21 protein-coding genes and 1 riboswitch are annotated in these 20,844 nt (G+C 35.3%); of the genes, 17 read left to right on the top strand and 4 right to left on the bottom strand.

What is annotated here, in order from left to right; genetic code table 11:
* The first annotated feature begins 35 nt into the window (after positions 1-35).
* The 15 genes from KHA97_RS10530 (at position 36) to KHA97_RS10460 (ending at position 15,389) form a co-directional block, all read left to right on the top strand.
* Positions 36-1,406: a CDP-glycerol glycerophosphotransferase family protein gene (locus KHA97_RS10530; RefSeq protein WP_213124707.1), complete on the top strand. Its 1,371-nt coding sequence runs from the start codon at positions 36-38 to the stop codon at positions 1,404-1,406.
* A gap of 28 nt (positions 1,407-1,434) precedes the next feature.
* A complete protein-coding gene (locus KHA97_RS10525) occupies positions 1,435-2,595 on the top strand; it encodes a glycosyltransferase family 2 protein (RefSeq protein WP_213124706.1) in 1,161 nt (386 codons plus the stop codon).
* A 48-nt stretch (positions 2,596-2,643) separates the two neighbouring features.
* Positions 2,644-3,585 carry an ATP-grasp domain-containing protein gene (locus KHA97_RS24425; RefSeq protein ID WP_213124705.1) on the top strand — a complete coding sequence of 314 codons (942 nt, stop codon included), beginning with the start codon at positions 2,644-2,646 and terminating at the stop codon, positions 3,583-3,585.
* A complete protein-coding gene (locus KHA97_RS10515; RefSeq protein ID WP_213124704.1) occupies positions 3,582-4,247 on the top strand; it encodes an HAD family hydrolase in 666 nt (221 codons plus the stop codon). Before KHA97_RS24425 ends, KHA97_RS10515 begins: the two co-directional genes overlap by 4 nt.
* A 53-nt stretch (positions 4,248-4,300) precedes the next feature.
* Complete coding sequence (locus KHA97_RS10510; protein ID WP_213124703.1) at positions 4,301-5,023, top strand: cytidylyltransferase domain-containing protein; 723 nt, start codon at positions 4,301-4,303, stop codon at positions 5,021-5,023.
* Positions 5,024-5,031: 8 nt separating this feature from the next.
* The gene (gene pseG / locus KHA97_RS10505) at positions 5,032-6,072 is read left to right on the top strand and encodes a UDP-2,4-diacetamido-2,4,6-trideoxy-beta-L-altropyranose hydrolase (protein ID WP_213124702.1); all 1,041 of its coding nucleotides are present in this window, start codon (positions 5,032-5,034) and stop codon (positions 6,070-6,072) included.
* A 4-nt stretch (positions 6,073-6,076) separates the two neighbouring features.
* The gene (gene pseI / locus KHA97_RS10500; RefSeq protein ID WP_213124701.1) at positions 6,077-7,129 is read left to right on the top strand and encodes a pseudaminic acid synthase; all 1,053 of its coding nucleotides are present in this window, start codon (positions 6,077-6,079) and stop codon (positions 7,127-7,129) included.
* On the top strand, positions 7,126-8,271 hold the full coding sequence (gene pseC, locus KHA97_RS10495; RefSeq protein WP_213124700.1) for a UDP-4-amino-4,6-dideoxy-N-acetyl-beta-L-altrosamine transaminase: 1,146 nt from the start codon (positions 7,126-7,128) through the stop codon (positions 8,269-8,271). The genes pseI and pseC overlap by 4 nt, the downstream gene beginning before the upstream one ends.
* Positions 8,272-8,396: 125 nt before the next feature.
* Positions 8,397-9,479, top strand: a complete 1,083-nt coding sequence (locus tag KHA97_RS10490; RefSeq protein ID WP_213124699.1) for a DUF2920 family protein — start codon at positions 8,397-8,399, stop codon at positions 9,477-9,479.
* 186 nt (positions 9,480-9,665) lie between these two features.
* Entirely contained in the window at positions 9,666-10,205 is a 540-nt protein-coding gene (locus KHA97_RS10485; protein WP_213124698.1) for a D-lyxose/D-mannose family sugar isomerase, read from the top strand.
* A gap of 448 nt (positions 10,206-10,653) precedes the next feature.
* Complete coding sequence (locus KHA97_RS10480; RefSeq protein ID WP_213124697.1) at positions 10,654-12,480, top strand: flagellinolysin; 1,827 nt, start codon at positions 10,654-10,656, stop codon at positions 12,478-12,480.
* 263 nt (positions 12,481-12,743) lie between these two features.
* Positions 12,744-14,042, top strand: a complete 1,299-nt coding sequence (locus KHA97_RS10475) for a PD-(D/E)XK nuclease family protein (RefSeq protein WP_213124696.1) — start codon at positions 12,744-12,746, stop codon at positions 14,040-14,042.
* Positions 14,043-14,235: 193 nt separating this feature from the next.
* A complete protein-coding gene (locus tag KHA97_RS10470) occupies positions 14,236-14,400 on the top strand; it encodes a hypothetical protein (RefSeq protein WP_213124695.1) in 165 nt (54 codons plus the stop codon).
* A 102-nt stretch (positions 14,401-14,502) separates the two neighbouring features.
* Positions 14,503-14,895: a globin domain-containing protein gene (locus KHA97_RS10465; RefSeq protein WP_213124694.1), complete on the top strand. Its 393-nt coding sequence runs from the start codon at positions 14,503-14,505 to the stop codon at positions 14,893-14,895.
* 38 nt (positions 14,896-14,933) lie between these two features.
* Entirely contained in the window at positions 14,934-15,389 is a 456-nt protein-coding gene (locus KHA97_RS10460; protein WP_213124693.1) for a DUF2269 family protein, read from the top strand.
* Between the two features lie 241 nt (positions 15,390-15,630).
* On the opposite strand, the gene KHA97_RS10455 is transcribed toward KHA97_RS10460, so the two are convergent.
* Positions 15,631-16,092, bottom strand: coding sequence for an NUDIX hydrolase (locus KHA97_RS10455; protein WP_213124692.1), 462 nt, complete (start codon positions 16,090-16,092; stop codon positions 15,631-15,633).
* A gap of 277 nt (positions 16,093-16,369) precedes the next feature.
* Positions 16,370-16,840 carry a chemotaxis protein CheX gene (locus tag KHA97_RS10450; RefSeq protein ID WP_325167439.1) on the bottom strand — a complete coding sequence of 157 codons (471 nt, stop codon included), beginning with the start codon at positions 16,838-16,840 and terminating at the stop codon, positions 16,370-16,372.
* A 79-nt stretch (positions 16,841-16,919) separates the two neighbouring features.
* Positions 16,920-17,021, bottom strand: a riboswitch (cyclic di-GMP riboswitch).
* A gap of 163 nt (positions 17,022-17,184) precedes the next feature.
* On the opposite strand from KHA97_RS10450, the gene KHA97_RS10445 reads away from it, so the two are divergent.
* The gene (locus KHA97_RS10445; protein ID WP_213124690.1) at positions 17,185-17,943 is read left to right on the top strand and encodes an FG-GAP repeat domain-containing protein; all 759 of its coding nucleotides are present in this window, start codon (positions 17,185-17,187) and stop codon (positions 17,941-17,943) included.
* A gap of 27 nt (positions 17,944-17,970) precedes the next feature.
* Here KHA97_RS10445 and KHA97_RS10440 read toward each other — a convergent pair whose 3' ends face one another.
* Entirely contained in the window at positions 17,971-18,903 is a 933-nt protein-coding gene (locus KHA97_RS10440; RefSeq protein WP_213124689.1) for an aldo/keto reductase, read from the bottom strand.
* A 15-nt stretch (positions 18,904-18,918) separates the two neighbouring features.
* A complete protein-coding gene (locus tag KHA97_RS10435; RefSeq protein ID WP_213124688.1) occupies positions 18,919-19,911 on the bottom strand; it encodes a Gfo/Idh/MocA family protein in 993 nt (330 codons plus the stop codon).
* A gap of 302 nt (positions 19,912-20,213) precedes the next feature.
* Here KHA97_RS10435 and KHA97_RS10430 point away from each other — a divergent pair, with 302 nt between their 5' ends.
* Complete coding sequence (locus KHA97_RS10430) at positions 20,214-20,738, top strand: DoxX family protein (protein WP_213124687.1); 525 nt, start codon at positions 20,214-20,216, stop codon at positions 20,736-20,738.
* Positions 20,739-20,844 lie beyond the last annotated feature (106 nt).

The following is a 20,844-nucleotide window of genomic DNA, read 5'->3' as shown; positions in this document are numbered from 1 at the left end:
GTACTAAAAAATGAGACATTAGGTGTGTGTTACTTTTGATAAAAATAGGGTTGTATTGCTCGACTATTTTTCATTATTTTATATACGAAAACATTGTAAAATATTTACCCAATAATTATATATTCATTTCGCCTATGTTCAACACGTTAGATAATATTATAGAATTAAAAGCTTTTATAGAAAAAAAAGGTTATGACTTAATTGAAGAAGATAAAATACTTATTGAAGAAGTTTCAATTGATGTCATAATCAGTCCATATTGGAAACCAACATTCGAAATCTATCCAACAAATATTAAAATGGTCCGTTTAATGTACGGATATGCAAAAGATGATTGGAATTATGCCGAGTGGAACGAGAATTATGATTTGATATTTAGTTACGGAAACTATTCACAGCAAAAATTAAAAAGATTTCATAATAGTATCCCCGTAGGAAATCCAAGAATAGTAGAGATTGAAGGTAAATCAGAGATTGGCTTGATACAAGATATTAATGGTCAATTACTTTCAGAATTCATAAATTCTGAAAAGCAGACAATTTTGTATGCTCCTACTTGGGGAGAATTTAGTAGTTTTTCAAAAATTGTTCCTTATTTAACAGAGCTTAGTAAGCATTACAATATTATACTGAAAGCTCACCATCTTTTATCAATAAAAGAGTGGAGTCATTTACATTACTTAATAGACAATTATACAATATTTTGTTGTAATGAGAGTGTTGATATATTCTCTCTTATCCCGAACTCGGATTTATTGATTAGTGATTATAGTGGAGCAATTTTTGATGGGATACTGTGTGGGCTTCCAACTGTGTTAGTCAATGGAAAGGCACGCTACCAAGAAGAAAAACTGACACATCTTGAATGCGAAATGAGAAAATATTTAAAGGTTTTACAAACTAATTCTTTTTCATTTTTATTAAATGATATTAATGATGTTATCAATAATTTTGACTATAAAATAAAGATTAGAAACATTCAAAATGAGCTGTATGTTAATCTAGATTCTCCACTAAAAATATTAAATCAAATTCAACAATTACTCGTGTCTTTACATCATTCCTCAAAAAAGAAGATAGAGCGTAATAAAAGGGCTATACTTCTTCGGTTATTAGAATCATGTGATAAAGACATTGTAATATGTGGATGTGGGGAATATGGTCTAGGTGTTTTATCTTTTTGTGAAATGAATGGAAAAAAAGTGGGCTTTTTTATTGATAATTTTAAGAAAGAATCCTCCTTAATACAGGTACCCATAATAAATATCAATGATTTTCTTCCTTTGCCTTTTACCAAAAAAGAACAGTTTTTTTATTTAATTGCTACTAAAGGTGGAGCAAATCAGTTTGAAAAAATACTTATAGATAATGGGTTAAGAGAGGACAGTCATTTTTATATTTTATAAAATTGTTATTGTAATTAGAGGGAGATTTATGACCATAGCAGCTGTTGTACCAACATATAACTCGGAATTATATATTGAACAAACAATTTTAAGCCTTTGTAATCAGACATTGTCATTTGATCAAATTATTATTGTTGATGACGGGAGTAAGGACGATACAGTGGAAATTTTGAAAGAAATGAAAGAAAAATTTCCTATTATCAAGCTTATTCAAATGAGTAACAACTCTGGAGCTGCAAATGCAAGAAACATTGGAGTTGAAAATACAGAATGTGAATGGATATTATTTATGGATTCTGATGATATTGCTCACCCTTCACTGCTGGAAGAACTTACTTCACATTTGGAATATTTGAACAGTAATAATGAAGAAGAAATATATAATCTCGTCCATTCGAACTCCCGACATATAAATGAAGATGGTATATTTATAGATGAATTACTTTATGGGCAAGAATATAACTCGAAAGAGGCATTTGGATATTTGTTATTAAGAAATACGATTACAACATCCGGAGTATTAATAAATAGAGATGAATTTCAAAAACATGGGGGCTTTCAAAAACAGTATCTTTATTCGGAGGACTGGGATTTATGGCTCCGACTAGCAGAAAATAGTGGTATAGCTCATGTGAAAAAAACGTTAGTAGATATAAGACGACATTCAAAAAATTTATCTAGAAACATAAGAAATATGCTTGATTACGAACGGAAAATATTAGAAAACTATTCATATGACAAAATTAAAACAGCCATTTTTAAACGATCACTTCCAAAGTTACGTAACACATGTGATTACGTAGCGCTTTTATATCGCCTAGATCAATGGGATTTGGGTTTCCACCATTTACTAAGTCTAGAGGAAAATGAAACAGATGCTCAATTACTTTTTTTAAAAGGGTTATACTTCTTGAAAAAAGAAAGATTGAATGAAGCAGAGAAATCTTTTAAGAATGTAATTTATATAGATCCGAACGATGGAGCGTCCTTAAATAATTTAGGGGTAATTAAGTTGCTACAGGGATATGAGGACGTAGGGCATAAGTTCCTGGATAAAAGTATAGCGTTATATCCTAATTATATGGATGCTAACCATAACTTGAAATTGAATTCACCTTATTCTATTAAGGATGTTAAATTCACTTGGAGAAGACTACGTTCAAAACTAATTTCGTATGTAAGTCACTAATAATTTATTTTTTCCAATTCAAATCATTTTATGAAGTGAGGGACTTTAGTGAATGTACTAATTACAAGTATCTCAGGAAAAGTACCCTTAATACAAACTGTAGAGAAAGCTATGAAAAAAATAAACTCCAATTCTGTACTATATGGTGGGGATGTTGATGATCAATGTATAGGGAAATATTTTGTTGATCGTTTTTGGTTAATGCCACCTCTAAAAGATATGACTAAAGAGACGTTTGTAAGTTATTGCACCTCTAAAAATATTACAATCATATTTCCAACTAGAGATGCGGATCTTCTTTATTTTTCATCTTTTCTATCTTACTTTACTAATAATGGACTTTATATAATGGTATCTAATAAAAAATCGCTTGAAATAACCATGAACAAAATGAACTTTTTTAAAATAGGTGTTGAAAAAGGTTTTCCGGTGACCATGTCTTCCTTTGAAATCGATACTCTTTACGCTGATACATTTGTTGTCAAAGAATGTGAAGGGTCGGGATCAAAGAACATTGCAATAAACGTATCTAGGGAACAAGCGATACTTCATGCAAAACAATTAAAAGGTCCCCTGTTCCAACCTTATATTAAAGGGGAAGAGTTTAGTATTGATGTATACGTAGATAAACTTGGAAAAAGTAAAGGCGTTATTGTAAGGAAGAGAATTCAAATAAAGGATGGAGAATCCCAAATTACAAGAACGATTAGACATAAAGAGTTAGAGAGACTTGGTGCAGAAATGGCTGAGATGTTTTGCTTATACGGACATGTCATGTTTCAGGTTATTGTCGATTTAAAGGGGAAACCTCATATTATTGAATGTAATCCGCGATTTGGAGGAGCATCCACATTAAGCATTGCAGCTGGACTTGATAGTTTTTATTGGTTCCAATTAGAAGCTGCAGGTGAGGATTTACACAACTATCCATTTCATAGAAGTGAAAAAGAATTAACATTAATCAGACATGCAAAGGACATGATTGTATGAAAGTAATCGTTTTTGATCTTGATGATACTTTATACGACGAATTAACCTATGTAAAAAGTGGCTTTCTGCAGGTAGCCACTTTTTTAGGTTACGAATTTAATATTTCTTCAAAAGAGTTAATAACTTGGATGTGGGAACGTTTGCAAACCCATGGAAGGGGAGCTATCTTTGATGATGTTTTGCAAAATTACGGTCACTATACAAAAACAATGGCTAAACGTTGTGTGGCTGTATATAGAACTCACTTACCAAATATCTCCTTGCCCCAATCTACAGTTGAATGCCTTACCGGTTTATCCGGAGCCCCACTATATATAGTGACGGATGGAAATAAAATTGTACAACATAATAAGTTACAGGCATTAGGATTGTATACTATGGTAAAGCATTGTTATGTTACCCATCGATACGGTAAGCATCATGCGAAACCTTCCCCATATTGCTTTTTAAATATAGTAAAAAAAGAAAAGATTGCGTCTAAAGATGTCATTTATATAGGTGATAATCCTCTGAAAGATTTTGTAGGCATTAAACCTTTAGGATTTAAAACAATCCGAATTATGACTGGGCAACATAAGGATATTGAAATGCCAATTGAATATGAAGCTGATGAACGAATTGAGTCGTTAACTCAATTGAAAAATATGATTGAAAATATGTAAACGAAGTATGGAGCTTTTACTCAAAGTATAATAATTTTTACGGAAGTGATTGTATGAGAATAATCGTGATCATCCAAGCAAGAATGGGTTCTACGCGGTTGCCGGGAAAAGTATTGAAGCCATTAGGTGAGAATGATGTACTTGCATATGTTGTTGAAAGATGCAGAAAAATAAAAGGAATAGCAGATGTTATAGTTGCTACATCGGTGCTGGAGCAAGATAATCAAATTGAAGAATGGTGTGCACAACGTGGTGTTTCTTGTTTTCGAGGGTCAGAAGATGATGTATTGGATCGATATGTTCAATGTGCGAAGCCTTATAATCCTGATTATGTCATGCGTGTCACATCAGATTGTCCATTCGTTGATTTTGGAATGGCTAATGAGATTGTTTCTCTCATAGAAAAAAAGCAGGTGGATATAGTTGATTTAGATGGAGAACTGCCAAGAGGGCTAGCTGTTGAATTAATATCATATCCTGCATTACTGTATATTCATCAACATGGTCAAGAACAACGTCATCGAGAACATGTAACCTACTATGCATATGAATATAGAAATGAATTTAGTCGTGTAAAGTATATGGTTCCAGAAAACCGCCAATTTCCAGTGCTAAGAATTACTCTAGATACACAAGAGGATTACGATTTATGTAGAATGATAGCAGCAAATTTTAATAATCCAATTGTGCCAAGTGATGAAGTTGTTAGCTTCCTAAATAATCACCCCGACATAGCAAAAATAAATCAACATATCGAACAAAAGCCAGTAGTATGAGGAATAAGATGAACATTTTAATTCGAACAGATGCATCTGTAGAAATCGGTACTGGTCATGTTATGAGGTGTTTGACTGTTGCGCAAGAAATGCATAAATATGGACACCAAGTTACGTTTGTAATGAGAAATCTGTATGGGCATCTAGCGAATCTGGTTAAACAACATGGTTTTAGTGTAAAAATGATTCATTATATAGGAGATTTTAAACTGGAAGAAGATGTAAGGGAAACTAAGGGTTTTTTATTGAAAAAAATGTACGATATTTGTGTGGTGGATCATTACAGCATTGATATTGATTGGGAAGAGGAAATTCGTCCATATGTGAAAAAAATAATTGCTATCGATGATCTAGCTAATCGTCACCATGATTGTGATCTATTACTGGATCAAAATATGGTAAGGAATTATTTGAAGAGATACGACGAACTTATACCTAAACATTGTGAAAAGCTATTGGGACCTCGATATTTAGTTTTACGTGAAGAATTCATTAAAGTTCGTCAAATGGCAAAACCTAAAAACGGTCAGATAAGCCGTTTATTAGTTTTTATGGGAGGTAGTGACCCTACTGGTGAAACAGAAAAGGTCCTAAGAGCAATAGATGAATTTGATACAAGCTTTCCCCAAATTGATGTTGTTGTTGGAGCGGCGAACCCTAATAAAGAATTCATCCGAACATTTTGCAAGAAACTTGAACTTTCTTATCATTGTCAAATTAATTACTTAGCCACATTAATGTCAAAGGCGGATTTTTCTATAGGGGCAGGAGGAAGCACATCGTGGGAACGATGCTATTTAGGATTGCCGTCGTCTAGTACAATTGTAGCTAATAATCAAATAGAGGCTACTGAAGAAGCATCAAGGTTAGGCTTACTTTTTAACCTAGGAAATCATAAAAATGTTACTATTGAAACGTATAAATTTTTACTTATGAACCTTGAACACATGGAACAAGAATTACAATCAATGAGCAGGCTAGGTTTAAGTTTTACTGAAAGTCCAGAAGGTCCTAGTAGTTGGGTCGAAAGAATGTTAGAAATGTGGTGATAGAATGTGCAAAGTACAAATAGGTAATCGAATTATTGGAAAAGATGAAAAACCTTTTATTATCGCTGAAATGTCTGGTAATCACAATCAATCTTTAGAGAGGGCTTTAAAAATAGTGGATCTTGCCGCAGAAGCAGGCGTGGATGCAATCAAACTACAAACATATACACCTGAAACGATGACGTTGGATATTCATACTGGTGAGTTTTTTATAGAAAATGATACGAGTTTATGGAAAGGTCAATCTCTATACAACTTATATAAGGAAGCGTATACCCCATGGGAATGGCACGAAGAGATATTTAATCGATGTAAGGAACTAGGAATTATTGCCTTTAGCTCTCCGTTTGATGAAACAGCTGTGGATTTTTTAGAAACGTTAGATGTTCCAGCATACAAAATTGCTTCATTTGAAAATGTTGATATCCCATTAATAAAAAAGGTTGCAGCAACGGGTAAGCCAATTATCATTTCAACTGGAATGGCAACTGTCGCCGAGATAGATGAAGCTGTACAAGCGGTTCGAGAACAGGGAAACAACCAGATTATTTTGTTAAAGTGTACTAGTACCTATCCAGCAACTCCTGAAAACTCAAATATTTATACTATTCCACATATGAAAGATTTGTTTAGAACGGAAGTTGGATTATCTGATCATACTATGGGTATAGGAACATCTATTGCTGCAGTAACACTAGGGGCAGTAGTCATAGAAAAACATTTCACTATTTCTAGAGCGGAAGGTGGGGTTGATGCAGCATTTTCATTAGAGCCACAAGAAATGAAAATGCTAGTAGAAGAAACTAATCGAGCATGGAAAAGCCTTGGGAGTATTATATATGGACCAACAGAAGCTGAAGTATCTTCCCTTGATCACCGTCGTTCCTTATATATTGGAAAAGATTTGAAGAGTGGAGATGTGTTAACGAGAGAAAATGTACGTGTCGTTCGTCCCGGTCATGGTCTCCCACCGAAATATTTGGAACTGGTGCTTGGAAAAAATGTTAAAAAAGATGTATTAAAAGGGACACCAGTTAGTTGGGAGTTATTATTGTGATAAAGAGGGATTCATTTTTATCATATGGTCGTCAATGGATTGATGAAGATGATATAGCGACCGTTGTGGAAACATTGCGGTCACCATTTTTAACACAAGGACCAAAAGTAGCAGAATTTGAAAATGCCATTGCAAATTATGTTGGAGCCAAATATGCTGTAGCATTTTCAAATGGAACAGCGGCATTACATGGTGCCTGCTATACTGCTGGTATTTCAGCAGGCGATGAAGTTATAACTTCGCCAATCACTTTTGCTGCAACATCCAATGCAGTTTTATATTGCGGAGGTACTCCAGTTTTTGCTGATATTGATAAAAAAACTTATAACCTAAATTCAAAAGAAGTAAGAAAAAGAATAACTAATAAAACTAGAGCGATAATACCTGTTGATTTTACTGGCCAACCTGTTGATTTAGATGCATTCTTGGAGATTGCTGAAAAGCAAAATATAGTAGTGATTCAAGATGGAGCTCATTCCCTTGGAGCTACCTATAAAGGACGTAAAGTTGGTACACAGGCCCATATGACAATGTTTAGTTTCCATCCAGTAAAGCCTATTACAACGGGAGAGGGAGGAGTTATTACAACAAATTCCATCCATTTTGCTGAAAAGCTAAGACAGTTTAGAAGCCATGGAATAAGCAAGACACCTTATTCAGTAGAGCAAGGTGATTGGTATTATGAGATGACTGATTTAGGGTACAATTACCGAATGAACGATATTCAAGCGGCTCTAGGATTGTCACAATTACAAAAAATTGATGGATTTATAAAACGGCGCCGTGAAATAGCCTCAATTTATACTAGAACGTTGAAAAACATTCAGGGAATTATTTTACCAGAACAGCTGACTGATACTGAATCAGGATGGCATTTGTATATGATTCAGCTAGACAGTTCTAGGTTGAAAAAATCACGCCGAGAGATTTTTAATAAAATGCGGGAACTTAATATTGGAGTACATGTTCACTATATTCCGGTATATTGGCACCCATACTATCAAAAATTAGGTTATAAAAAGGGTATTTGTCCGATTGCAGAGAATTGGTATAAACAGACAATGACGTTGCCTATTCATCCTAGCATGTCGGATGGGGATGTAAATGATGTAGTAGAGGCATTAAAAGTAGTGGTTCGATAGGATTAAGACTATAATTAAATTGTTGTGGTATTCAAGCATGTGTTTTTAACTTAAGAGGTTAGATGATGCTTTAAAGAAGTAACAATTGAATACTGGGTTTTTATACACCTGATGAGGAGAAAATTATGGCAGAAAATCAAAGTATATCAATTCCAGCACATCATAATATATATAATGGATCATCAGGTAGAGATCTTAGAATTGATTTTTCTATTCCACAATCTGGAGTTACAGCAGAAACTGGAATATTAATATTTGTTCCTGGATTTGGTGGAAATATTGAATCTAACGTTTATAAAAAAATGCGGGAGAGATTTGCGGATAAGTATAATTTAGTCACTCTTCAATGTGCTTATTTCGGTGATGAATATATGCAAGGGGTAGAAAATTTTAACTTGAAAAATGGGATTAGTGATATTTCAAAATACCTTAATTCAGAAGAAATGACGAGTCTCAAAAGGAATCCTTCCGATTTATTAAACTTGTTATCCAATAAATCCCTAACTATTCCTGTTGTAGCAAAACTGAATGAGACGGAAGATAACTTTAATGATATGGGATATATGCAATCAATTGATATCATTACCTCACTAGAAGCAATCCAAATTATTTTGAAGGAGAACAATCTACCTTATAATGAACAGAAAATAATTGGTTATGGTCATTCACATGGAGCATACCTTTTACATTTGGTTAATCGAATGGCTCCTCATCTATTTTCATACATAATAGATAATTCTGCATGGATTGAGCCTGTGTATTTATCTACTAATCGTTACCTATTTCAACAGTACGGATCCATGACATTACAGATTGAATTTGATTATCTATCGAAGTATAAAATTTTAGATAAAGAAGCGCTGAATTTATATACCCTTTATAATAAATTTGAAAATCAGTCAAAAATAATAATATTTCAAGGAACAGATGATAATTTGATAGACCATAAATTGAAAATGAAAATAGTTTCGGATATTAAAAATGCTGAATTTATATTGATTGATGAAAAAGATATAGATAATCACATATTCCGATCAAATAAACATGGATTAGATGCAAACTTTATAGCAATGTTTGATTATGCCTATGGGAAAATGGGTGACTTTGTGAATGGAGCAGAAAAAAGGACCAACAATGAAACATATCTATCAAAAACACGAATTGTAGTCGATTACTTACACGGTTTGCCAGTCTTTCAGTTTCGTTGATAATAATTTATGAATGTTGCTTTTCAAAAATACTTCCATAAAAAATTTACCTCACTGTACACGCACACAGGGGAGGTTCTTTAGTATACAGTTCATCTATTCAATATGGATCATATTTCTCTACATTTAAAAAAGAGTTTTTTTAAACAAAAGTGAAAAATCGGATAGTGTAAGGAGGAATTGAGGGTGAAACACGATCAATACGAAAAAATTCGAAATAAAGCACTAAATCTATTCGAAAAGGCGAATATTATTTTAACAGATTCAGAAAAAGAAAATGTAGAAGTCGCTGATTTTGGATTAGGTAAAATAGAAAATACGGGTTTGCAATTAGTTACATATGTAAATACAGATCTAGTTTGTGCAAAGGAACTAGCTTTACTTCCGAATCAAACTTGTCCCGAACATAAACATCCTAAAAGAGATTTTGATGATGGAAAAGAGGAAACCTTCAGGTGTAGATATGGGATAGTATATCTCTATGTGGAAGGAGAACCAGTAGTGAATCCGGCTACACAACCTCCAAAAGATGATGAAAAATATTATACTGCCTTTCATGAAATCATATTAAAACCTGGTGAGCAATATACAATCCTTCCAAATACCCTTCACTGGTTTAAGGCTAGCAGTGAAGGAGCAGTTGTATCTGAGTTCTCTACTAAGAGCACAGATGAAGATGATATTTTTACAGATTCAAGGATTAAAAGAATACCGGAAATAGAGTAAATAGATAATTGGAAGAAGTTACAGCTCTAATAGGTGTTTATTAAACCGTTCTCGTTTTACAGAGGACGGTTTTTTATGTATAGAAGGGGCCGTTATAAAATCTTAATAAGAGCCCAGTGCTAATTTATTGAACTAGGTCTAAAGTAACGGAAAAATTAGCCGATATACAATATTGAATATCAATATTCACACATTTATATGCTGAAAACATTATTGCTAGTGAATCCGGATTCAAGATGCAGATTTGTCTAAAGAAATGATGAAAAAAATTAAAAACGATATTCTTATACAACTTCACAGGCAATCCTTTCACAAGCAAATTAAGATCCAATGTTATTATTGGAGTTACTTAAATAATTCGTTTGTTTAAACAACTTAACACGTCTATACCTCCAAAGTGGAGTTGGTATGGACAAAGATAAAGACAAAGACACCAAGGGGATGCATGATGATTATCAAACATAACATCACAGCTTTAAACACACAAAGACAATTGAACTATGCTGTAAATAAACAATCAAAGTCCATGATGAAGTTAAGCTCAGGCCTTAGGATTAATAGTGCTTCAGATGATGCAGCAGGTTTGGCTATTTCCGAAAAAATGCGTGCGCAAATAAAGGGATTAACACAGGCATCAAGGAATATCCAAGATTCTATATCATTGATTCAAACAGGAGAAGGCGGACTTCAAGAAATCCATTCTCTTTTACAAAGAGGACGCGAGTTGATGGTTCAGGCTGCAAATGATACAAATGCCGAAAGTGATTTGGAGGCAATTCAATCAGAAGTGTCACAGTTGTTAGAGGAAATTGATCATATTGCAGCGACAACCGAATTTAATGGAATTAGTCTCTTAGGTGGACAAGTCGTTGTTCCACCACCCGCTCCAGGTTCATTTGGAGGCTGGCCAGGTGCACCAACACAAACTGTTCAGAGTAAGGAACTAGATCCAAATCTTTCATTAAAAGAAAAAATTGCTACGGTAATGCGATGGTCGATGCTTGAGCAAAGTGAAAATAGAATTCAAGAATTTTATGGATTGGGAAATGATCCAAATCAGGAAAAAATAAATATGAATGTCAGTTTCGTTAATGAACCTGGCCAATCGTATTTGGCATACGTTAGTTATTATGTAAATAATTCTACCCAGCAAGGATATAATCTTAGCCTTGTGGTGAATGAAGCTTATTTTAATGAAATTGGTTGGCCAGATGGTGGATCCTACCCGATGTATCTTGACAGAACGATTGCTCACGAATTAACCCACGCGATGATGGCAACCTCTATGCGTTTTGGGGAAATGCCGAAGTGGTTTAAAGAAGGGACAGCTGAATTTATCGAAGGTGGAGATGAGCGGTTACTGGCTGATTTAAGTTATCACGGTGTGAATGGAATAATTAATGCATTTGGAAATGGAACAGATAGTAGTTGGAAGGGAAAAAGTTTAGATTATTCTGCTGGATACCTTGCTACCCGCTATTTGCATGAACAATTAAAATTGGATGGAAATGGTGGAATAAAGTCTTTTATGCAAGCATTATCGGGTCCGTCACAACCTTCCATGGATATAGCAATTGCCAATGCATCCAATGGAAAATATGCTAATATGCAAGCTTTTTACACGGATTTTAAAACAAATGGAGGTGCATATTTACAACAATTGATCGACGATGGAAAACTAAGCAACCATGATGTAGGAGCAATAGGTGGAGAAGACGCTGATAATGGCGAACTCCTGAATGCAAGAGATGTCATAAAAGATGTCTATAATCCATTAGATCAGCCATTAGATAGATTTAATTTAATATGGCCTTCTGGTATGGAAATCGTCAGTGGCGAGTATACAGCAAATTCTGCTTTTACTACTCTGAATCAAATGCCGATATTCCGTACCATAGTATTTCAAACAGGTGCAAACGCTGGACAAACAGTTGAGTTAGATTTAATATCAGCGGATATTACTACATTGGGATTAAGGGGATTAAGCGCTACTACTGATGCGAATTCAGGAATATCAGCTTTTGATCGTGCAATCCAAAGTGTTTCTAGCCACCGCTCTTATTTTGGTGCTATGCAAAATCGTCTTGAACACGCTTTTGAATTAAATGAAAATTACAATGAACAGATTACATCAGCTGAATCGCGGATAAGAGATGTAGATGTAGCTAAAGAATATATGGAAATGACAAAACAACAAATTTTACTTCAAGCATCACAAACAATTCTAACGCACGCTCATCAACAACCCGAAGGTATTTTACAGCTTCTGCGCTAGGAAAAATGATTTAGGTAGTTACTTTTACATAAAAACTAAACTTTCTTTGAAAAAGGTCATGGACACTGATTAATTCGCCATGACCTTTTAATTAATGGATGAAGCTATTCCAAAAACTAGCAAATTAATATCGTTCATACTACATTTAAAATAATTAATATTACTAATATCATGTTAATCATAATTAGTTGGTGATAATTTTTTATGCTCATTTGCCATTCCCTAACCGTTTATATCATAAATTAAAAAGAAGGTGACTACATATGACACTAATGAAATGCCCAAAATGTGGTGCTGGATTAATAGAGGATGCCTCCGAGATTATAAAAGAAAGAGAGGATGGCGGTGTTGAGGTGGATGCTTATTCCGCTTACGTATGTGAGAAAAATTGTGGTTACACAAAGCTGATAGATCCCGTCCCGGAAATTATTGCCCAGCAAGGTGAGGATCGGCTGTTGTTGTTATATCCAAATGAACAGGGGAGAATTTTAGAACTACATGATTCTGTCATATGGCCGCCAATGCACTTCCAGTCCATTCTTGCACGAGGTTATTGGGAGTATTATACCGGGAATCATGATGTTATGTTATTGCTTGAAAATGCACGCGATAGTGAATCTGCCTATCTCACACCACCAAATTTATTTCAATTTGCAACGAGTGAACTTTCGCAGGATGCTTTTTTGTGTTGGCTTCTTTCATGGGGGCAAAAAGGATATCGTTATCATGATGAACCATTACATAATGTCGCGTTAGATTTTGTATCATCCATTTTTACTGCTCACCATTTAAGCGCACCACCTATTCGTTCAATTGAAATAATTAGGCAATTTAAATCGCTTGATGTGCTAGCGATTATCAATAATGAATATGCAATTTTAATTGAAGATAAGACCTATACGAAAAATCATTCAAACCAGCTTGTTCGTTATCGTGAGACTGTGCGCAAGGAATACCCTAATCTCATTCAGTTGCCTATTTATTTTAAAATAGCGGACCAAAGCCATTATCGATCTGTGGAATCTGCAGGATATTTCCCATTCACACGAAAAATGATGTTGAACATTATGGAGAAAGGTAAAGATGTTCAAAACTCCATATTTGTTGATTACTTACGACATTTACAATCTATAGAACAGCAAGTTTCAGCATTTTGGAGTATTCCTATTTCAGAGTGGGATGCATTTGCCTGGCAAGGATTTTATCAAGAATTACAAAAAGAAATTGCTGGAGATTGGGGTTATGTCTCAAATCCAAAAGGAGGATTTTGGGGATTTTGGTGGCAACAACAAAAAAAGCAGCGATATTATTTCCAATTAGAAAAGCAAAAACTTTGTGTGAAAGTTGTGGCAGAAGAGGGAGAGAACAAACGGGAACTTCGAGAACGAACGATGAAGGAAGTTTTATGTAGATCCGAAAAGGAAAATCTTTCTTTGCAGAAACCGGCACGAACGAGAAGTGGTAAAACGATGACGGTTGCTGAGAAGTTGGACTATATCATAGTGAATGACGCTGGTTTGGTTGATATAAAAGCAACAATTGAGGGATTGAAGAGATTTTAATCATCTACCTTCTGGCATGTTTTCCATAGTTGTTGATTATTCGAATTCTAATGGCTCTACGCAGTAGAAAGTAGAAGTCAATTGAGGAGAGAAAGCTTTGATCCAAATAAGATATTAAGAATTCCGCTTTTCGAAACTTATCTATGGTTCAATCGTAAATTAATATATACAAATTTTTCGGAGCGTGATTTTTATGGAGAATAACAACAAATCTAAAAACAACTTTACTTGGTGGATTGCAATAGGTATTGCCATTGGCGCAGGATTAGGTGTTGCTTTAGACAATCTAGCGGTAGGAATTGCCATAGGAGTAGCGTTAGGTGCGGGATTAGGAAGCGCTAGTAGTAAAAAGAAATAACATGAAAATTTGCTAGTAACTTCCTTCACTGTGATGTATCTCACATCATGATTTTTGATTTATACTATATAATGAAAGAAAGACGCATCGGGAGGGAAGAAAGTGAAGGAACCTCGATTACAAACGGTATACGATGAAATCGGTGGAGATAAAATAGAGGAATTAGTCAATGCATTTTATCCTCGGGTATATGCTGATCCAAATATTAGTCCGCTTTTTGAAGGGGACATGCATATAATCATGGAAAAACAAAGGAAGTTTTTGACTCAGTTTTTAGGCGGCCCTGCACTCTACAGTATGGAATACGGTCCGCCCGCAATGAGGCATCGACATCTTCCTTTTAAAATAACGCCCAGCCGTGCAAACAGCTGGCTTCGTTGTATGAAAGAAGCGTTTGATGAAGTGGGGCTAAGTGATCATCCAGCGGGTGAGATGTTTTTTAGCAGGCTCACACAAGTGGCTGGAATTATGGTGAATTCCGAAGAGGATGATTGAGAAAATCATCCTCTTCCTAATGAAATGAGGGAAAATCAGTGGTTATATTTTACAAAATTTTAGTGTTTATACATATATTTTCCGCAATTTTAGGAATGGGTCCGGGATTTGTGTTGAGCCAAATTGGAAGGACAGCAAAAACGATTAATGAATTAAGGCTTGCTTATAAAATTAAAAACCGACTTCATGTTTTTGTTATGATTGGCGGAACGTTATTACTTGTTTCAGGCTTGCTAATGGGTGCAATTAATACAAGCTTATTTCGCACGGTCTGGTATGTTGTAAGTTTGCTGCTCTTTTTACTTGCGCTCGCGATGGGACCAATTGTGTTATCACCCATTTCAAAACCTCTTAAAGCAAAAATTGAAGCACACGAAGGTAACGAGATTCCCGAAGAATATATTCGTGAAGGAAAGAAACTTGTTTTCTACGAAAATATCGCTAGCTTCATTTTTTTAGTCATTATAGCATTAATGATTTTGAAGCCGTTTTAAGGGAAACGATATTGGTATGTAAAGTATTGAAAATTTGTTGTATTATCCTAAACAAATCGCTAATAGAACTTAGAAACTTCTAATAGAAGTGCAAATCATCTAATAGAATCTTCAAACTTCTAATAGAACTCATCAATCATCATGTAGAAATAAAGAAAAAAATTTCTAAAGATATGGACATATGATAAGAAAGCTTGCAGCAGCTAATATAAACCTAAAAGATGCAGGATTTTGTTCAGAATCAAGAGTTATTTTTACTGAGGTAATCACCAATCGCCTTCTGATGACTGCCAACCATGTTTTCAGGGAGTCGCGATAAATCAAAATACTCAAGATTTAAAGATTCATCGCCATCTACCCTCAAAGATCCATCTAAAATATCTCTGGTCTCATACACAATCGTTACCACATAAAATTGGTCCCCGTTCTCTGCTCTTACAAAGTTTTGTGGACCTGAATAAACGGAAACTAATTCTATTTCGCCGATTACTAACCCTGTTTCTTCCAATACTTCTCGTCTTGCACAATCCTCTGTAGATTCGGTTAGTTCCATCAATCCCCCTGGCAGTCCCCATACACCGTAAGGATAGCTTCGTTGCTGCAATAATACTTTATTTTCTTCATTTATAATAATAACGACCGAGCCGACCAATATGACTGGTCTTTTTCCGATCATTTTCCGTAATTCTTTTACGTAACCCATACGATTCACCTTCCTCTAATATACATTATGACCTTCCGTTAGATGTTTGTCAGTGTCAGATTAGCATCAGTGGATAATTGTTTTACACCGATACTATTAGAGGCTAAGGGGGAAGCTGATGATTGTTCAATTTAAGCTCCAGCTGTTGTATATGGAAAAGTCAATTTGTCGAAGAATTGATAATGATTAAATTTAGGTGAAATACATTTCTATATCATTGTGGGGTGAAGGTGGAACAGAACAAACTAAAAAGCTGTCAACACGACAGCTTTCTTCTTCAATCTAGTAATAAATATATATCCATTTCTCCAATATTCTCCAAATTGATTGTCAGCTGAATCGCCTTTTCATATCCAGATAATGTCGTATTTCCCTTCATGATGGTCGGAGAAGTAATATCAGTTTTGATCCCATTTTCGACAATAATTGTAGAGAGGCAGCCAGCAATCATATTTCCAAGCTCTCCACTAAAGGATGCGAGCATATCCCCTTCCAACGGCATCCCAAACATAACCTCGCTGATGGAGCTGAAAACGTTAGGCGTGGAAGATAATATTAAATTTCCTTTAACGTCTCCCGTAATTCCAATCAGAACACCATATTCAAGATGCAGTGATTTTCCTAATAATTGTGGTTTTTTTATATCATGTTGGATTGGAACGACGTTTTTAAATGACGTGAAAGTGCCATTTAACAAGTCCCTAACCGTTTTATTTCTCTGTTCAATAGACGTTGGCAAATTACTCACTCTCCTTAAAAAAATAAGCTATTCCAAAAAGAATAGCCAAAAGATACTTATATTAGAGGTTTAATATAAGAATATTGCATTTGGTAACCAGGCGATCATAGCGGGTAGGAAATATTACCTACTCAACCTTAGACCCTTAGCTTTGCGTCCTATCTTTTCAAATAGTTTGCCTTTTTCAATATGTTTAATATGCGACTTTGTATACAGTACTAAAGTATATAACACTTTTCTACATTATTCTACATTTTTATACAAATATTAACAAAGATGCTCACCTCCCTTATTACATAATTCTTGATTGAAAGTGAAACAGTAAATAGAAAAGGTTAGTTGGAGATGATGCAATGAAAAGATATTGTATGGTGATTGTATCTATGGTCTTATTGTTTACTTTTTCCCATATCTCTCCAGTTTTTGCAGCAAAAAATCCGAAGACCATATTGGAATATCATCACGATGTGACAGGTGATGGTCAACCTGAAAAGATTACGGTGTACGGAACTCCACTTAAAGATAATAAAGATTACTACTATGAAGTTTGGGCAGAAGTTGAAGGGAAAGGAATTAGTAAAATCCAAATTAACTATGAAGGTGGATTTGAACCAAAGCTCGAATTTGCTGATTTAAACCATGATGGTGTAGATGATATTCTCTTTTCGAGCGCGACAGGGGGAAGTGGAGGCATCTATAACTATGCACTCCATACAGTAAAAGATGGAAAGATTTATGAAATACCATTGCCGGAGCCACTCTCTATCGAAAGTTCCTTTCAGAATAACTTCAAGGCGATTATGACGATTCCAGGAATGAAAAATCCGATTCATTTAGACCTTTCTAGTCGTAAAGAGGATTATATTAAGTTAGGCCTTTATCAAAAAAATGGTATGTTAAATGAGCCAAACGAGCTAATGATTGATCCTATTGCTTACTTCAAAATTGTGAAAATAAAAGGAAAGGAAGGATATGGTTTAAAAAGCTATCGGCAGGTGAGTGGAGCGGTCCATGCGGATGTAATTGGGATTGTAGAGGTACGATCCTACTATGAAAATGGCAAATGGAATATGATTGATGTTCAGTGGAAGCCTACTAAGATAACCCGGTGAGAAGCGAATCTCACCGGGGCTTATACATTATCTAGTTCGAAGATCAAGCCACTTAATTTCATCTTCAGTCAATTTAATATCAGCTGCTTGTCTACAAGATACCATTTCTTGTTTGTTTTGTGGTCCAATGATGGCAGCCGTTGGGAAGCTTTGGTTCAATACATAAGCTAAGCTGATTTGAATTGTTTCGACGCCTTTTTCCTTTGCAAGCTGTTCGGCGCGGCGGTAACGCTCCCAGTTGTCATCATTATAAAATACGCGCACTAAATCTTCATTGGAGCGATCTTCAGGTGTAAATCTTCCAGTGAAGAATCCACGCGCTTGGGATGACCATGAAAATAGAGGCATATTACTTCCTTCATGCCATGCAAGCATTGGATCATCAACCGAAACACATCCAGCCCAATATGGTTCTTGCGCTTTTGCAAGACTTAAGTTAGGACTGCTGAATGAAAAGCCGACAAGACCGTTCTTTTCTGCGTAATCGTTTGCTTCTTGAAGTCTTTCAATTGACCAGTTGGACCCACCAAAAGCTCCAATGCGTCCGGCTTCCACGTGTGCGTTTAGTGTTTCCAAAATTTCGCCGACCGGCACTTCTGGATTATCGCGGTGTAGAGCATATAATTCCACATGGTCAGTCCGAAGTCTTTCCAAGCTGATTTTTAGTTCTTCATCAATCGCTTGTTTGCTGACACGAGGTCCTTCGTGGTTTGGATGAGCACCTTTCGTTAAAATGATGACGTCATCACGACGTTTGTTTTCTTCCATCCAAATACCGATTGCTTCTTCACTTTTTCCTCCATAATAAATGAAGGCAGTGTCAATCGTATTACCGCCAATTTCCAAATAATTGTTTAAAACATCTGTGACAAGATCCATTTTTTCTGGTGTAAAATAATCTGAACCCATTACAAGGCTCGATATGTCTTTATCTACACCTTTAACGCGAATACTTTTCATTAAAGCTCATCCCCTTTAATTTAAAATAATTCTTTCTCTTTTTTCTGCGGATTCTAAAGCTGCTTTTACTGCTCTCATATTTTTTAGAATATCGTCGAATGGGAACTTAACTGGCTTCCTATCAAGCACACTTTCTGCAAAACTATCAGCTTGTAATTTATAAGAATTGATATTATCATCGGGAACGGTTTCAGGTTTCCCGCCTTTAATAATTTCATATGATTGGTCGCCAAGGAATGCTGCTTTCAATACGATTCTTCCGTCAGAACCGAGTATTTCCAGCTCATTTCGGAACTCAGCCCACATCGCGCAATCAAATGTCAAAGCAACACCGTTAGAAAACTCCATTAATCCTGATGCCATCATATCGACATGATCGTGTTCAGGCGAGAAGAAAGCATGAGTTGTAACGGCCTGTGGTTCTTCTTCCAAAATTAATCGAGCAGCACTAATCGGGTAGCAGCCAACATCATAAATGGACCCGCCGCCCCATTCTTTTTTATAGCGGATATTGTTGTAATCGCCTGCATTATTAAACGTAAAAACTCCGTGAATCCCACGTATTTCACCGATTTCACCATTTTTAATCCGTTTTTTAATATCTTCATATCTTTTTTGGTGGCGATACATGAAAGCTTCGGCAAGGACAACGCCAGCTTTTTCGCATGCTTCTACCATTTCTTTTGCTTCATCTTCATCTAGCGCAATCGGTTTTTCACATAAAATATGTTTTCCTGCTTCAGCAGCTTTGATCGTCCATTCCTTATGTAAATGATTCGGTAGAGGGATGTAAACGGCATCAATTTCAGGATCGTTTAATAATTCTTCATAGCTTCCGTACGCTTTAGCAATCCCTAATTCATTAGCAAAACTTTTAGCATTTTCCAAAGATCTGCTTGCTACTGCAACAACTTCGTTTCGTTCTGATTCTTGAATTCCCGGTATGACAGAACGTTTTCCAATACTTGCTGTACTCATTATTCCCCAGCGAACTTTCTTGTCTGACATCTTCTTAAATCGCCTCCTTATAAAAAGTAGTATAGCATAAACAATCATTGCCGCCATTCATTTGTCATCGTTTTTATCCCTTTTTTAAAAAATAAGATTGAAACCAATTATGTCCAATTTTTGAAATGTTGGAAATGTCCGTTGCATTATAATAATATCCATAGTATATTATAAGTGAAAAGAGATAGTGAAATAATTCACAAACTCAATCGCATAATACATTTAGCACTCATAAATTTTTTTAAACTAATATGTGAATAATTTCACAAATTGCTCTTTATCAAATATATGGAGTGAGAAAAATGAAAAAATTATTTGATGATCGAGTCATTGGCATCATATGGGCCGCGTTAAGAATATGGCTCGGGGTACAGTGGCTGCAGGCAGGATGGCACAAAGCATTCGGAGGATTTGATGCAACGGGATTTTTACACGGGGCAATTGCAAAAGCGGGAGGAGAGGCACCGATTGTTCAAGGCTGGTACGCAACATTTCTAGAAAATGTTGCTCTCCCAAATGTAAAATTATTCAACGTATTGATTGCATGGGGTGAAGTATTAGTTGGTATAGGTTTAATAATTGGAGCATTAACAATCCCAGCACTTATTGCAGCAGGATTTATGAATCTCAACTTCCTCATGGCAGGAACAATTGCTACAAACCCAATATTATTACTAGCAGCATTCGTACTCTTGATTGCTTGGAAAGGTGCAACATACTATGCAGTCGACCGATTCTTAATCCCAGCAGTAAAACAAGTTATTCAACATCGAAAAGATAATAGAACGAAGAAAACACCAAATCTACACGTCGGACAAAATGCTTAGTTGCTAGAGGAATCGCTCTCTTAGAAGAGCGATTCTTTTTTATGAAAAAATACATTTATCGCTACAATTCTTCTTATTTCTGCCGATAATTACAATACAAGTATAT

The organism is Lederbergia citri (genome assembly GCF_018343625.1).
Taxonomy (GTDB): Bacteria; Bacillota; Bacilli; order Bacillales; family Bacillaceae_C; genus Lederbergia; species Lederbergia citri.
This window is presented reverse-complemented; position numbering and strand designations above follow the sequence as displayed.

What these genes read in the sequence shown, in the direction of transcription:
- KHA97_RS10525 (WP_213124706.1), top strand. Translation starts at nt 1,435, where the DNA reads ATGACCATAGCAGCTGTTGTACCAACATATAACTCGGAATTATATATT.
- KHA97_RS10515 (WP_213124704.1), top strand. Translation starts at nt 3,582, where the DNA reads ATGAAAGTAATCGTTTTTGATCTTGATGATACTTTATACGACGAATTA.
- KHA97_RS10510 (WP_213124703.1), top strand. Translation starts at nt 4,301, where the DNA reads ATGAGAATAATCGTGATCATCCAAGCAAGAATGGGTTCTACGCGGTTG.
- pseG (WP_213124702.1), top strand. Translation starts at nt 5,032, where the DNA reads ATGAACATTTTAATTCGAACAGATGCATCTGTAGAAATCGGTACTGGT.
- pseI (WP_213124701.1), top strand. Translation starts at nt 6,077, where the DNA reads ATGTGCAAAGTACAAATAGGTAATCGAATTATTGGAAAAGATGAAAAA.
- KHA97_RS10490 (WP_213124699.1), top strand. Translation starts at nt 8,397, where the DNA reads ATGGCAGAAAATCAAAGTATATCAATTCCAGCACATCATAATATATAT.
- KHA97_RS10480 (WP_213124697.1), top strand. Translation starts at nt 10,654, where the DNA reads ATGATTATCAAACATAACATCACAGCTTTAAACACACAAAGACAATTG.
- KHA97_RS10475 (WP_213124696.1), top strand. Translation starts at nt 12,744, where the DNA reads ATGACACTAATGAAATGCCCAAAATGTGGTGCTGGATTAATAGAGGAT.
- KHA97_RS10470 (WP_213124695.1), top strand. Translation starts at nt 14,236, where the DNA reads ATGGAGAATAACAACAAATCTAAAAACAACTTTACTTGGTGGATTGCA.
- KHA97_RS10455 (WP_213124692.1), bottom strand. Translation starts at nt 16,092, where the DNA reads ATGGGTTACGTAAAAGAATTACGGAAAATGATCGGAAAAAGACCAGTC.
- KHA97_RS10445 (WP_213124690.1), top strand. Translation starts at nt 17,185, where the DNA reads ATGAAAAGATATTGTATGGTGATTGTATCTATGGTCTTATTGTTTACT.
- KHA97_RS10440 (WP_213124689.1), bottom strand. Translation starts at nt 18,903, where the DNA reads ATGAAAAGTATTCGCGTTAAAGGTGTAGATAAAGACATATCGAGCCTT.
- KHA97_RS10435 (WP_213124688.1), bottom strand. Translation starts at nt 19,911, where the DNA reads ATGTCAGACAAGAAAGTTCGCTGGGGAATAATGAGTACAGCAAGTATT.
- KHA97_RS10430 (WP_213124687.1), top strand. Translation starts at nt 20,214, where the DNA reads ATGAAAAAATTATTTGATGATCGAGTCATTGGCATCATATGGGCCGCG.